This window comes from Phascolarctobacterium succinatutens CAG:287 (genome assembly GCF_000434895.1).
Lineage (GTDB): Bacteria > Bacillota > Negativicutes > Acidaminococcales > Acidaminococcaceae > Phascolarctobacterium_A > Phascolarctobacterium_A succinatutens_A.
In genome coordinates, this window is sequence record NZ_FR892758.1 from 1 (window position 1) to 13,597 (window position 13,597).

12 protein-coding genes, 1 rRNA gene and 1 other annotated feature are annotated in these 13,597 nt (G+C 45.3%); all 13 genes read left to right on the plus strand.

The window, feature by feature from the left end:
• The first annotated feature begins 53 nt into the window (after positions 1 to 53).
• The 13 genes from rrf (at position 54) to ilvC (ending at position 13,505) form a co-directional block, all read left to right on the plus strand.
• Positions 54 to 170, plus strand: a 5S ribosomal RNA gene (rrf, locus tag BN587_RS01540).
• A 216-nt stretch (positions 171 to 386) separates the two neighbouring features.
• Positions 387 to 1,742 carry an ADP-ribosylglycohydrolase family protein gene (locus BN587_RS11670; RefSeq protein ID WP_021719390.1) on the plus strand — a complete coding sequence of 452 codons (1,356 nt, stop codon included), beginning with the start codon at positions 387 to 389 and terminating at the stop codon, positions 1,740 to 1,742.
• A 65-nt stretch (positions 1,743 to 1,807) separates the two neighbouring features.
• Positions 1,808 to 2,806, plus strand: coding sequence for a hypothetical protein (locus BN587_RS01550; protein ID WP_303684777.1), 999 nt, complete (start codon positions 1,808 to 1,810; stop codon positions 2,804 to 2,806).
• Positions 2,803 to 3,390 (plus strand): pyroglutamyl-peptidase I, encoded by a 588-nt coding sequence (locus BN587_RS01555; RefSeq protein ID WP_021719392.1) that lies wholly within the window; start codon positions 2,803 to 2,805, stop codon positions 3,388 to 3,390. The genes BN587_RS01550 and BN587_RS01555 overlap by 4 nt, the downstream gene beginning before the upstream one ends.
• A 137-nt stretch (positions 3,391 to 3,527) precedes the next feature.
• Positions 3,528 to 4,169 (plus strand): DNA-3-methyladenine glycosylase family protein, encoded by a 642-nt coding sequence (locus tag BN587_RS01560; RefSeq protein ID WP_021719393.1) that lies wholly within the window; start codon positions 3,528 to 3,530, stop codon positions 4,167 to 4,169.
• Positions 4,170 to 4,224: 55 nt separating this feature from the next.
• Positions 4,225 to 4,758, plus strand: a complete 534-nt coding sequence (locus BN587_RS01565; protein ID WP_438356934.1) for a methylated-DNA--[protein]-cysteine S-methyltransferase — start codon at positions 4,225 to 4,227, stop codon at positions 4,756 to 4,758.
• Between the two features lie 11 nt (positions 4,759 to 4,769).
• Complete coding sequence (locus tag BN587_RS01570; RefSeq protein WP_021719395.1) at positions 4,770 to 5,948, plus strand: MFS transporter; 1,179 nt, start codon at positions 4,770 to 4,772, stop codon at positions 5,946 to 5,948.
• A gap of 90 nt (positions 5,949 to 6,038) precedes the next feature.
• Complete coding sequence (gene rarD, locus BN587_RS01575) at positions 6,039 to 6,917, plus strand: EamA family transporter RarD (RefSeq protein WP_021719396.1); 879 nt, start codon at positions 6,039 to 6,041, stop codon at positions 6,915 to 6,917.
• Positions 6,918 to 7,044: 127 nt separating this feature from the next.
• On the plus strand, positions 7,045 to 8,073 hold the full coding sequence (locus tag BN587_RS01580; protein ID WP_021719397.1) for a YeiH family protein: 1,029 nt from the start codon (positions 7,045 to 7,047) through the stop codon (positions 8,071 to 8,073).
• Between the two features lie 493 nt (positions 8,074 to 8,566).
• On the plus strand, positions 8,567 to 9,925 hold the full coding sequence (locus BN587_RS01585; protein ID WP_021719398.1) for a tagaturonate epimerase family protein: 1,359 nt from the start codon (positions 8,567 to 8,569) through the stop codon (positions 9,923 to 9,925).
• A gap of 285 nt (positions 9,926 to 10,210) precedes the next feature.
• Positions 10,211 to 10,432: a binding site (T-box leader), on the plus strand.
• Positions 10,433 to 10,531: 99 nt separating this feature from the next.
• Positions 10,532 to 10,753 carry a hypothetical protein gene (locus BN587_RS01595; protein ID WP_021719399.1) on the plus strand — a complete coding sequence of 74 codons (222 nt, stop codon included), beginning with the start codon at positions 10,532 to 10,534 and terminating at the stop codon, positions 10,751 to 10,753.
• A 13-nt stretch (positions 10,754 to 10,766) separates the two neighbouring features.
• Positions 10,767 to 12,437: a biosynthetic-type acetolactate synthase large subunit gene (gene ilvB, locus BN587_RS01600; RefSeq protein ID WP_021719400.1), complete on the plus strand. Its 1,671-nt coding sequence runs from the start codon at positions 10,767 to 10,769 to the stop codon at positions 12,435 to 12,437.
• 72 nt (positions 12,438 to 12,509) lie between these two features.
• A complete protein-coding gene (ilvC, locus tag BN587_RS01605) occupies positions 12,510 to 13,505 on the plus strand; it encodes a ketol-acid reductoisomerase (protein ID WP_021719401.1) in 996 nt (331 codons plus the stop codon).
• Positions 13,506 to 13,597: the final 92 nt, after the last annotated feature.

Below are 13,597 nucleotides of genomic sequence, written 5' to 3' on the forward strand. Positions count from 1 at the left end.
TTAAAGAAATTCTTCTGTTGAAGTTTTGAGGGTACAACCTCAAAAATAAATAATCCGGTGGTGATGGCTAAGGGGATCCACCTGTTCCCATCCCGAACACAGTAGTTAAGCCCTTATACGTCGAAAGTACTTGGCTGGAAGCGGCCTGGGAGGATAGATAGCTGCCGGTTAGAAAAACAGCTCATGCGATGCATGAGCTGTTTTTTCTATGTGTAGATACTTAAATTTGCACTTTTTCTCTGGATAGTATATAATATCTAAAAAATTTTCCCAAAACCGGGCGAAATTTTAAGCGTGCAACGTAACTATAGGTGAATATAATTTATGGAAGCGTATTTCAATAGTGAAGTATGCATTTCTGGTGTGTTAGTTACGAGGTGACAAGTATGACTTACGAAGAAATGAAATCTAGCGGCAGTAATATGGAAATTATTCCTTGCAAAAGAATGCAGTGCAAAGGAGCAGCTCCATGTGTGCTTAACATCAATTCATATATGAATGTATATGAGTTTGAAGACAAAATCATGAAGTATATGTGTAATATGCGCCCTGTCATGGACGAATTCATCTGCGTAAATCTTGATGTAATTGCAGATAGACCCGTAGACTTCATCCAAAGTCTGGTTGAAGGATATATTCGCTATGATGGCGTACATATCAAGAAAAACTATCGTGTTGAGTATGGCAAAATGGATAAAGAGGGCAATAATCATATCTATGTTCTTGAAGCACCAGATGGAGCGTGCGACTATGATATGGCAGTCTCTGTCTTCGCTATGGTGTGTATTGAAGGCAAGGCTCCGTCAGACTGGCATTGGAAAGAGATAACTGAGAAAGTGTTTGCTAAGAAAGAGGAAAGTACAGAAGTCATGCATGTTGAAGGGATTGACTGGAAGGAAGCAGCTTTGCTTAAAAGAAAGATACGCCGTGTGTTAGGTGCTATTATTGGCGATATCGTTGGTTCTGTATATGAATTCAATGAAATAAAAACGAAAGATTTTCCTTTATTCTCCGAGCATTGCTGCCCAACTGATGATAGCATCATGACGTTGGCTATTGCGAGTGCTTTGGTAGAATGTGAGAAAGATTACAGCAAACTTGCTGCTGAAACGATAAAACAAATGCAGTTTTGGGGAAAGAAATATCCTAAAGCAGGTTATGGTAGCATGTTCTGTGATTGGCTGGAGACGGATAATCCGAAGCCATATAATAGTTTCGGTAATGGTTCAGCGATGCGCGTTAGTCCTGTAGTATATTTTGCTAAATCTTTGGAAGAAGTAAAAGAGCTCTCTAGGATAGTTACCAGCGTAACGCATAATCATCCGGAAGGTATAAAAGGTGCTGAAGCTACTGCAGTTGCAGCCTATATGGCTTTGCACGAAAGCAAAAAAGAAGAAATTTTTGCTGTGATAAATGCTGAGTACTATCCGATGAATTTTACGTTAGACGAGATACGAGCTGACTACGAATTCAATGAAACGTGTCAGGAAACTGTACCGCAGGCATTAAAAGCATTCTTTGAGGCGACAAGTTTTGAAGATGCGATCAGAAATGCCATATCTATAGGAGGTGATAGTGATACAATTGCTGCTATTACAGGCGCGGTTGCAGGTGCTTATTATGGTGTACCGTTACATATTGAGCATAAAGCTTTAAAATATCTTGATAAATTGCAGGTAAGTGCTTATTATCGCTTTGTGAAATATCTATGCGGAGATGCAGAATGGTTTGAAGAATCTTAAGATGGGCATACTGACAATGACAAGCCTTTGGTTGTTCTTTCGTATGGATTAGGGATGGGAGATGATTGATTTTGACTATTTGGAGATTACACCTTAATACTAGTGGTGGTAATTGCGCTGATGTTTGCTTTAAAAATAAGGTGATGGCTATGGGATGGTCTATTACTGACCGACACATCAAAAATTTTACCGAAGCTAGGAAAAAGAAAATTTGTGAACAACGTGTAAATATAAATTCTTATGAAGATTATGAGAAGCTGATTAAGAAGTGGAAGGTTTATGATGGTAAATCGTATGTTCCTGCTACTGTGCGTAAGTTATACTGGGAAGTCAAGCCTGATGATTTAGTGTGGATTCGCTATGAAGGCATTTATTATCTTGGTAGAGTTGGAGACACAAGTCAATGGGTCTATAAGATCAATCAGGATAATTTACAAAAAGATCAGTATAATTTACAAAAAGATGCAGCTATTCAACGAACAGATATCGAATGGTTGGAAGTTGGTGATGAATCTACAGTACCTGGGTTTGTAGCAACGGCATTTATTAAAGGAAGAACTTTGCAACGCATAAATTCTGAAGCAGTGCAAATATTTTCTCAACACTACTATAATACTAAAATAGGCAAAGAGCATTATCAAGGATTGACTATTGAAGCTAATCCAGAGAAATTTTATGATTTGCTTTCTCCAACTGATTGCGAAGATTTGGTGTGTGCGTACTTGTCCCATGAATTTAAATATATAGTGATTCCGTCAACCAATAAGAAATCTACAGAACTTTATGAATGTATTTTGCTTGATCCTGAAGATAGAAGTCACGTATATATTCAAGTTAAAAAAGGTAATGTAGATATTGACGCAAACGACTTTAGGCATTTGCAAGGCAAGGTTTTCTTATTTACGAGCGAAGGAACAATAAAAAATCTTGATTCCAATAATGAAAATATAGAATGTATATCGCCAGAAGATTTGTTCAAGTTTGCTATGTCTGATGCAGCAACAAATATTGTTTCTGATAGCATTAGATATTGGACGGAATATATGCGGAAGGCATTGAAATGAAATCTCTTCTCCTCACAGCCTTCGACCCCTTCGCTCATTACACAATGAATCCATCGTGGGAGGTCGTACAGGCTTTACCTGAAACTATAAATAACTATCACATCCATAAGCTGCGCCTGCCTAACATCTTTGGCCTTGCGCCGCGCCTGCTGCTCGAGGAGGCGCAGCGCGTGCAGCCTGACGTCATCCTTATGACAGGCATGAACAGCGGCACGACGAAAATAGATATCAATCTTGCGGCATTAAACATCAAGGATGCGCTTATCGAGGATAATATGGGACGTAAGCCGTGGAATGAGCCAATTCTTGCTGACGCCCCCGCCGCCTACTTTGCTACAATTCCTGTACATGAAATAGTCCGCTCTTTACGTGCGCAGAAGTTGCCCGTGCAGCTGGCGTTTGCTTCCGGCGGCTATGTCTGCAACGAAATTTTTTACCGTGCTGCCCATGCCTATGCCGGTACGACAACGAAGGTTGGCTTTGTACATGTACCGCTCTTGCCGGAGATGGTATTTGACGAGAGTCTTGCTAGGCCGTTGGAGGAAACTAGCGCGATTTTAAAAGCTATTATCGAGTGTCTTTAATATGAGCCATACAGCGCGAAGCTGTTTGGCTTTTCTTTTTTCGCAAAGTTTCTGATGAATTTGTACGCTTATCCGCTATTCTTTTTGCTTCTCAAGCGTTATAATATCATTATACTTTCAGACTGGCAGGTGATACGATGTACTTTCAATACGGCGATACAGAAATAAATTATCTTAAGCGCAAGGATAAAAGGCTTGCTTCGGCAATAGATGCAATAGGTCATATCGAGCGCAAGCTGGACGCTAATCTTTTTGCTGCTGTTGTACGTCATATTGTCGGTCAGCAGATATCATCCAAGGCACAGGCAACTGTCTGGGAGCGTTTGGAAGCAAGGCTGAAAGATGTTACACCTTTGGCAGTGCATGCTGTGTCGGCACAGGAGCTGCAGGGTTTGGGGATGAGCCTGCGTAAGGCAGAATATATCAAGGATTTTGCGGATAAAATTGTTAGCGGCGAGTTTGATTTGCAGGCCGTGGAGCATATGAATGATGCAGAGGCAATTACAGCTCTGAGCAGCCTGAAGGGTATCGGTAAATGGACGGCAGAAATGATTTTGCTGTTCTGCCTGCAGCGTCCGGATATTTTGAGCTATGACGACTTGGCAATTCAGCGCGGTTTGCGGATGCTTTATCATCACCGTAAAATAACCCGCGAGCTGTTTAATAAATATCAAAAGCGTTACAGTCCCTACGGCAGCACAGCAGCAATCTATCTTTGGGCGATTGCCGGCGGTGCGATAGAGGGTATGAAGGATTATGCGCCTGCGAAAAAACGTTAAATTATAAGGGTTCTATTCTCCTTAGCGCTACCACGCAAAATAAATGAGGTTGAAGATATTGTACTATAAAAAGATTTCCTCGCCTTTAGGCGAAATAACTTTACGCAGCAATGGGCAGTCTTTGACAGGTCTATGGTTTGCGGATGATAAGCATTATGGCGATAAAGATATTCAAAATGCACAGAATGCGGAATTGCCCATATTTGTACTTGCCGAAAAGTGGCTGGCGGAATATTTCGCAGGCTGCGAGCCGAAGGTAAATGTACCTTTGCAATTTACCGGCAGTGATTTTCAGGAAAGTGTCTGGAAGATATTGCAAAAAATCCCTTATGGCAGCCTCATTACTTACGGCGATATTGCGTGCGAAATTGCAGCGCAACGTGGTCTTGCACGTATGTCGGCGCAGGCTGTAGGCGGTGCAGTGGGGCGTAATCCGTTGTGCATTATTATTCCGTGTCATCGCGTAATAGGCGCTGATGGCAGCCTTACCGGCTATGGCGGCGGTATGTGGCGCAAGGTGCGTCTGCTGGAGCTGGAAAAGATTGATATGAGTAAATTAACTGTACCGACAAAGGGCACAGCGTTATAAAGGAGTTTTTTATGAATAAAATGTATTATCCTGTTGTCGCTTTGGCATTAGGACATCTTGTTACCGATATGCAGGCCGGCGCGCTGCCTATCGTTTTACCGCAGCTTAAGGAGCTGTTTTCCTTGAGCTATTCACAATTGGCGGCGATTGTACTGCTGCAAAATATTATGTCATCCGTTATTCAGCCGGCCTTTGGCTATCTTACCGACAGGCGCTCACTGCCGCGCTTTCTGCCGCTTTGCGCAGCGATGGCAGGTGCAGGCTTTGCCTTTGTAGGCTGGGTTTCCAGCTATACGCTGCTTTTATGCACGGTCATCTTCATTAGCCTGGCGAGTGCAACCTACCATCCGCAGGCTTCCAAAACAGTAAATTTTTTGAGTGATGATACAAATCGCACGAAGAATATGGGCTTGTTTTCTATCGGTGGTAACGCCGGTATGGCAGTTGGCTCTATCTTCATGACCTTCCTTTTAGGCCTGGCCGGTGGCATTCACAACACCATGTATTTTGCTGTCCCCGGCTTGCTTGTTTTTCTGTTGATGGCTAAGGCGATGCCTGATTATATCCGTGTCAACAAGGAGCATGAGGTACAGCAGGCTAAGAAGGCTGCTGACGGTACAAGCGAAAAAATGTCATATTTTGCGCTCTTTTTGATTTTGTTCTATATCTTCATGCGTTCTTCTATTCACAGCGGTATTTCAACGTATCTGCCGTTGTATTTTATGAAGTTCCGCGGCTTTGAGGCAGTTTTCTCCAGCAGTCTGGTGTCCGGCTTCCTTTTAGGCGGTGTGGCAGGTACCTATGTCGGTTCTATTTTGAGCGACAGGCTGGGAGCACGCAAAATTCTTTTAGGCTCTATTACGCTGAGCATTCCGGCGATTTACTGTATTACGATTGCTACGACTAAGCTTTTTGCTATGGCTTCTGTTGTTATTGCCGGCTTTTGCATCATCGGTTCCTTTGCAACTACGATTATCATTGCGCAGTGCATGATGCCTAATAATGTTGGTATGGCGTCCGGTTTGACAATCGGCTTCAGCGTTGGTTTAGGTGGTTTTGGCGTAACAATTCTCGGCGTGCTGGCAGATAAGTTTGGTCTGCCGATGGTTATGCAGCTTTTGGTATGGCTGCCGATTGTAGCGGCGATTACAGCTATTTGGATTCCGATACCGAAAAAATTACAAAAATAAAATAAGATATGCTGAAAAAAATGGTCTTCGGAACTATTCGTTTATCTTAGATAAATCATATAATAATTTTTTACAGAGGGGTATTTTCTTATGGATAATTACAGACTTGGCATTTTGTATGGCCTTGGAGCCTATCTTTTATGGGGTGTGCTGCCGATATACTGGAAGCTGCTGCAGCATGTTGAGGCGATGGAAATTTTGGCGAGCCGTTTTTTATGGTCAGCCGTTTTCGTCTTTCTCTTGTTATTGGCAACAGGCAAGCTGAACATCTTTATGCAGGAAACCAAGGCGATTTTCAGTACGAAAAAGACAGCCTGCTGCATGGTGTTGGCAGCAATTATGATCAGCTTCAACTGGGGTATTTTTATCTGGGCGGTAGAAGCTGGACGCATTGTAGAAACAAGCATGGGCTATTATATCAGCCCGCTGATGAATGTGCTCTTTGGTGTAGTATTTCTGCGTGAGCGCCTTGCTAAGCTGCAGATTGCAGCAGTTAGCTGCGCTGCTGTCGGCATTGGTGTGATTATTGTCCATAACGGCGGCCTGCCTTGGGTAGCACTGACGCTGCCATTAACCTTTGCCTTCTATGGTTTACTGAAAAAAATTATTGTTGCCCAACCGATGACGAGTATTCTATTGGAAACACTATTGATTTCGCCCTTGGCTGCAGGCTACTTATATTACCTTAGTATTAACGAAGGTACTGTTTATCAAAGCTGCGATATGAATACGCTGCTGCTTTTGGCAGGTGCTGGCGCTGTTACGGCGACGCCGATGCTGTTGTTTACGGCCTGCGCGCGTAAGCTGCCTTTGAATATTGTAGGCTTTTTGCAATATATTTCGCCTTCTATCTCGCTGATGATTGGCGTGCTGATTTACGGTGAACCGTTTACCGGTACTACTGCTACAGCATTTGGCTGCATTTGGGCAGGACTGGCACTGTTCATCTGGTCACAGATAAGAAAATAAAATAAACTCCTGTCGGCAGGCTGAAGGCCTTGAGGCAGGAGTTTTTGCATTTAGCAATAATGCTTCTTTTTGAAAAATGCAGGCTGCTTATGCTATAATTATATTTGTTTTTTATGGAGGGGTTACAATGAGCTTTTTCTCAGATAAGTGGCGTGGTATTATCTTATGTGCTGTTTTGGCAGTGCCGTGCTGGTTTTTAGGCAAGCTGGTGCCTGTAGTCGGCGCACCGGTCTTTGCAATTCTTTTGGGTATGCTGGTGGCGCTGGTGTGGCCTGTTCAGGCTGCGTTTAAGAGCGGTGTAGGCTTTGTATCTAAAAAGGTACTGCAGTACGCAGTAATCCTGCTTGGCTTTGGCCTGAATATTTCTGTAGTACTGGCAACCGGCAAGCAGTCACTGCCGATTATCGTTTGCACGATTGCAACCTCGCTTATCGTAGCCTATGTATTGCATAAGGTGATGAACATTCCTGGCAAGATTTCCACGCTTATCGGCGTAGGCTCGTCTATCTGCGGCGGCAGTGCGGTGGCTGCGACAGCGCCTGTCATCAAGGCAGACGATGAAGAGGTAGCGCAGGCTATCAGTGTTATCTTTTTCTTTAATGTGCTGGCAGCGCTGCTTTTCCCTTGGTTGGGTACGGTGCTGGGATTTTCTACGACAAGCGGTGAAGCCTTCGGTATTTTTGCCGGTACTGCGGTGAATGATACCTCTTCGGTTACAGCGACGGCGGCAACATGGGATGCAATGTTCGGTTTGGGCACGGCGACGTTGGATAAGGCGGTGACGGTTAAGCTGACGCGTACGCTGGCGATTATTCCGATTACGCTGGTTTTAGGCTATCTTGTAGGTAAGCGTGAACAGGATGCAAATCATGAAGTGAATATCAGGAGCATTGTGCCGAGCTTTATACTGTACTTTGTACTGGCTTCGCTTATCACTACGTTGGCGACAAGCATGGGTGTGGCAGCAGAGATTTTTGCCCCACTAAAATGGCTCAGCAAGTTCTTTATCGTTATGGCGATGGCTGCGGTAGGACTGAATACGAATATCGTCAAGCTCGTTACAACAAGCAGTAAGCCTTTGGGACTAGGTCTTGGCTGTTGGGCAGGCATTACAATTGTCAGTCTGCTTTTGCAGCATTTATTGCAGCTTTGGTAAGCAGAATAAAATTTATTTTTTTGGCGGCTGCAGTGATAAATAATAGTTTGTTCGCTGTTTTTGGCAGCTCAAAAGCGTATTTTGTTGGCGAGCGGGACGGAGCGAGACCCCTAGATATAGTGTTGTGGAAATCTCCACCTAGTTGTTATTAAAGTTATCCACAGATTGTGCATAACATGTTGATAATTGTGTAAAATCCTTGTAAACAAGGCACTTTTTTTCCAAGCACAAGTGGATAACACTCTGTATAACTAAAAGTTATGCACAAAAATTGTGGATAAGTCTGTTGATACTGTTGATAACCCTGCACTAAATATCGGAAGCAGGGAATATATTTTGCAGGAAAACAGGATAATACATAGTTAGCTGCAAGGTATTTTGTATACAAACGCAAGTTTTTTTGCTATTTGCTAAGTTTTTGCTTGCGTAATAGACGATTTTTGTTCATAATATTATTATGACTAATTGTAAGTAAATGGAGGAAGATTAGGTTATGGCATTAAAGCAAATGGATGCATTGGCAGCTTTGCGTGAGGCTGCAGGTGAAGTTATAGAAGCTTCGTTGTGTGAGATTCAGGGCAGCTGGCTAGCGCTGGTACGTACTCAGGACGGCAAGCGTCTGGCTTTTGCAGCGAAGGGGGAAAATGCTCTGAGCGCACTGTGGAAGGATGTTGAAAAGGAAGCAGACGTTAAGGATGTACATGTTTCCGTGATGGCCTTGAACGCGAATAATGCTGCGCTGGTACGCCGTTATGTTAAATGGACCGCACCGACTGCCTGCGGCACTAAGGGTGCCAGCATCGGCTTCAGCGATTGGCTGGGCGAAGCAGATGCGGTTGTGGCAGAGCTGTTCGGCAAACGTCAGCTGAAACCGGTATTAGTTGATTTTACTACCGAGGACAGCGAGGCACTGCAACGCTATTTTGTACAGGCTGTGGATACCGCAACCTGGGGCGTGCTCGAAGAGGGCTACAAGGAGGGCTACGGCGCTAATGCTGCCGGCCTGAAAACCGAAGAGGAAATCGTTAAGGCTCTGCTTTATGGCTACAGCATGATTGGCTTTGACTGCAGTGATAAAATTGACCTGGGCATTGAAAAGCTGTCCGACGAGGCTGTTGACAAACGCTTTGAGCAGTTCAACGAAACCTTCCGTGTTGCTGTGCATGCTTCCTATCTGAACGCAGAGTTCAAGGTTGGCAGCAGCAAGATTACCTTTACTGAAAATCAGCTGCACCGCATTGTTCTGGAATACGGCGAAGCAATTATGCATATCCAGTTCATCTATAACTCCTATCTGAAGAATACTCCGTGGGATATTGATTTTGAACTGGACCTGTCCAAACCGGGTAAAGTGCTGACTCCGCAGGAGCATTACCTGATCGGTAACGAGCTGCAGCGTAACGGTATTAAGCTGAGCTCTATCTGCCTTGACCCGCTGAAGGACGCAGAGGCTGTAAACGATAACCTGCAGCTGCACTGCGAGATTGCCGACACCTTCGGCTATCGTCTGAGCTTTAAAAATGCGGATATCGCTATGAACGATACTGCTGCTGCTATGAAATATCTGAAGGGCAAGGTTCATTTTAAAATGAACAATATCCTCTGGATGAGCGCAATAGAGCTTGCCAAAGCTCTGGATGCCGAACTGTTCGGCAAGCTGTGTGCTGCCTGTGGCTGTGAGGCTGCAGCAGACGCTGCTGACCGTGCACTGGTGCTTGGCTACAGAAAGGCGCTGAATCCGAAGGAAGAAGGCAATGTTGCTGCTGACATGAAGGCTTTCCTGGAAGCGCATCATGCTGAATATACTGCTGCAATCAAAGAGAATGTTGCTGCTAAATTAAAGAATATCTAAGATAAAAAATTTAAGGACTTCCCAAAAAAATTTTTGGGAAGTCTTTTGTTTTAAACGATACAAAACAGCGTTTTTAACGTGTTTTTGCATAATGGATATTAGTGTACTTTGTCTACTGAAAAGTAGCACGAAATTTTTAATCGTTTGATTAGTTTACGTACAATAGACAAAAAGCTGAAAATGTTCATGTACAGTGACTAAAAGAAGAAAAATGTAAAATTTTGCAAAAAAGTGTTGACAAACGATTTAGATGGGTGTATAGTATCAGTAATTTCAAATTGCAAACCAAAGGTTATGATTGGGACTAAAGATAAGCGTAGAGTTTTAGAGAGCCGGTGTCTGGTGCAAACCGGTACGAAGCCTTATTGATTAAATCACCCATGAACTCGTCAGCGAAAGCTTTGCAAGTAGACTGATGCGCAACGGATGCGTTATTTCCGAGCCGGTTGATGGACTGGTGCTGAAAGTAATAAATTAGGGTGGTACCGCGTATTATACGCCCCTGCATATATGCAGGGGCGTTTTTTTAATACTACTCCTGAAAAGTCCATCAAAAGATAATTGATTTAGTAGTAAATTCAGGTGTTCTTGATAGGAGGAATTAAAATGTTTGAAAAGGTATTGGTAACTGGTCAGAATGATGAAACTTTATTGCCGCGTGTATTGCGTGTGCTTTCCAAGCAAGGTGCTCAGGTACGCTCCCTGCGCATGGATGCAGAAGAAAATCGTCTGAAGCTGGAAATCCAGCTGGCAGATGTAGCTGCTGCTCAGGTTGCCAAGCTGCTGGCTAAGCAGGTTGCAGTTGAGTCTGTAGCTACTATGGCGTAAGGGGGACGGACTGATGAAGTTGAAGGGCTCAGAAGCCATTGTAAAGGTCCTTTTGGAGCAGGGCGTAGATACAGTCTTCGGTTATCCCGGAGGTGCTGTGATTCCTTTGTATGATGCATTGTACAATGCACCGCTGAAAAATGTGCTGACAGCACATGAGCAGGGCGCTATTCACGCAGCTGACGGTTATGCCCGTGCGAGCGGCAGAACCGGCGTATGTATCGCAACCTCCGGTCCCGGTGCTACAAACATTGTTACCGGCTTGGCAACTGCTTATCTTGATTCCATTCCGCTGGTAGCGATTACCGGTCAGGTTGGCGTAAGCATGCTGGGACGTGATTCCTTCCAGGAGATTGATATTGTCGGCGTTACAATGCCGATTACCAAATACAACATGCTGGTACGCAGCAAGGAAGAGCTGCTGCCGGCACTGCGCAAAGCATTTTCCTTGGCGCAGGAGGGCAGACCGGGACCTGTGCTGGTGGATATTCCCAGCAGCGTGCAGGTTGAGGAGCTGGAATGGAGCGAGCCGCAGGCAGCTTCTGAAGCGGAAGAGTTGCCGCAGGCAACACCGGAGCAGCTGCAGCAGGCAGCGGCAGTGCTGAACAAGGCGCAGCGTCCGGTACTGCTGGTTGGCGGCGGCGCTGTCAACAGCGGCGCGCAGGAAGAACTGCTGGAGCTGGCCAAGAAGGCTGATTTGCCGGTAGTAAATACGCTGATGGGCATTGGCGTTTATCCCGAGTCTGATGAACGCTCCTTAGGCATGACCGGTATGCATGGTCATATCGCTTCCAACATGGCTGTAGCACAGGCTGATGTGCTGGTAGTAGCCGGCAGCCGTTTCAGCGACCGCGTAACCGGTGACCGCAACCGTTACGTAGGACAAAAGACGATTATCCAGCTTGATATCGACCCGACGGAAATAGATAAAAATATAGCAACAAGCCTTTCCGTAATGGGTGATGTGAAGCAGACACTGCAAAGCCTGCTGCCGTTAGTGCAGAAGGCAGTGCATGCTGACTGGTGGCAACAGATTAAGGCTTGGGATGCAACAGAGGATCGCAGCCTGCTGGCAGGTGACCGACTGACAGCGCCCTGGCTGATGAAAGAGCTGAGCCGCAGCTTTGAAGGAGAAAATCCGATTTATGTAACTGACGTTGGTCAGAACCAGATGTGGGCAGCACAGCATTTAGTTGTTGATAAACCGCGTCACCATCTGACGAGCGGTGGCTGCGGTACGATGGGCTTCGGTCTCCCCGGCGCGTTGGGTGCAGCTTTTGCCGAGCCTGATAAGCAGGTAGTACATATCTGCGGTGACGGCGGCTTCAAGATGACAGGCATGGAGCTGTATACGGCAGCTCGTGAAGGCAAAAAGCTTATCAGTATCGTTATTAATAACAGCTGCTTAGGCATGGTCCGTCAATGGCAGCAGCTCTTCTACAACGAGCATTACTCCAATACGCTGCTGACAGAGTTTGACTTCATCGGTTTTGCTCATTCCTGCGGTGCAGGCGGTCGCAGAGCAGCGACCTGCAAGGAATTCCAGGAGGCGCTGAAGGCAGCGCGCGAGGCTGACAAGCCCTTCCTGATTGAAGTAATCGTAGAGCAGGGTGACTTGGTAGAGCCTATGGTGGCAGCCGGTGCTGCGGTAGATGACTTCGTCAAGATTAACAGATGCAGATAAACAGCTATAAATAAGGGAAATTTTTTATAAAATTTATATATTAAAATAAGGGAAAAGAAAGAGGTAATAACAATGGTTAAAATGTATTATGACAACGATGCGAATCTGGAATTATTGAATGGCAAAACAGTTGCTATTATCGGCTATGGTTCTCAAGGCCATGCACATGCACTGAACCTGCAGGAGAGTGGCGTAAAAGTAGTTGTAGGCCTGTATGAAGGCTCCAAATCCAAAGCTAAGGCAGAAGCTGCCGGCCTGAAGGTTATGACTACCGCAGAAGCTGCTAAGGCTGCCGATATCATCATGATGCTGATTCCTGATGAAAAGCAAGCTGCTACATATAAAAAAGATATTGCTCCGAATCTGGAGGCAGGCAATGCTCTGGCTTTTGCACACGGTTTCAACATTCACTTCGGTCAGATTGTTCCGCCTGCTGATGTAGACGTATTCATGGTTGCTCCTAAAGGCCCCGGCCATCTGGTTCGTCGTACCTATACCGAAGGCAGCGGCGTTCCTGTTCTGGTAACTGCTTACCAAAACCCGACTGGCAAGGCTCATGACCTGGCTCTGGCTTATGCTAAGGGCATTGGCGGCACCCGTGCAGGCGCTCTGGAAACCACCTTCCGTGAAGAAACCGAAACCGATCTCTTCGGCGAGCAGGCAGTTCTCTGCGGCGGCGTTTGCGCTCTGATGAACGCAGGCTTTGAAACCTTGGTAGAAGCAGGCTATGAGCCTGAAAGCGCATACTTCGAATGCATGCATGAGATGAAGCTGATTGTTGACCTGATGTATGAAGGCGGCATGGCTAAAATGCGTCATTCCATCTCCGATACCGCCGAATATGGCGATTATGTAACCGGTCCGCGCATCATCACTGCTGAAACCAAGGCTGCAATGAAACAGGTTCTGGCTGAAATTCAGGATGGTACCTTTGCTAAGAAATGGCTGTTGGAAAACCAATGCGGCCGTCCGCAATTCAACGCTATGCGTCGTCGTGCTGCAGCAACCCAGGCTGAACAGGTTGGCGCACAGCTGCGTGGCATGATGAGCTTCCTGAAGAAAAAATAATCAACAGCTTACAAGCACTTTTAGTGCAGAAAATAAAAATAAGGGAAAGAGCGTAATCCGCTAAAGGCAGCGTACAGAAAAAAATAGCTGCG

Excerpts from the sequence above, each read along its gene's own strand:
- BN587_RS01580 (WP_021719397.1), top strand. The coding sequence starts at position 7,045 with ATGAGCTTTTTCTCAGATAAGTGGCGTGGTATTATCTTATGTGCTGTT.
- BN587_RS01570 (WP_021719395.1), top strand. The coding sequence starts at position 4,770 with ATGAATAAAATGTATTATCCTGTTGTCGCTTTGGCATTAGGACATCTT.
- BN587_RS01560 (WP_021719393.1), top strand. The coding sequence starts at position 3,528 with ATGTACTTTCAATACGGCGATACAGAAATAAATTATCTTAAGCGCAAG.
- BN587_RS01595 (WP_021719399.1), top strand. The coding sequence starts at position 10,532 with ATGTTTGAAAAGGTATTGGTAACTGGTCAGAATGATGAAACTTTATTG.
- BN587_RS11670 (WP_021719390.1), top strand. The coding sequence starts at position 387 with ATGACTTACGAAGAAATGAAATCTAGCGGCAGTAATATGGAAATTATT.
- ilvB (WP_021719400.1), top strand. The coding sequence starts at position 10,767 with ATGAAGTTGAAGGGCTCAGAAGCCATTGTAAAGGTCCTTTTGGAGCAG.
- BN587_RS01555 (WP_021719392.1), top strand. The coding sequence starts at position 2,803 with ATGAAATCTCTTCTCCTCACAGCCTTCGACCCCTTCGCTCATTACACA.
- ilvC (WP_021719401.1), top strand. The coding sequence starts at position 12,510 with ATGGTTAAAATGTATTATGACAACGATGCGAATCTGGAATTATTGAAT.
- rarD (WP_021719396.1), top strand. The coding sequence starts at position 6,039 with ATGGATAATTACAGACTTGGCATTTTGTATGGCCTTGGAGCCTATCTT.
- BN587_RS01585 (WP_021719398.1), top strand. The coding sequence starts at position 8,567 with ATGGCATTAAAGCAAATGGATGCATTGGCAGCTTTGCGTGAGGCTGCA.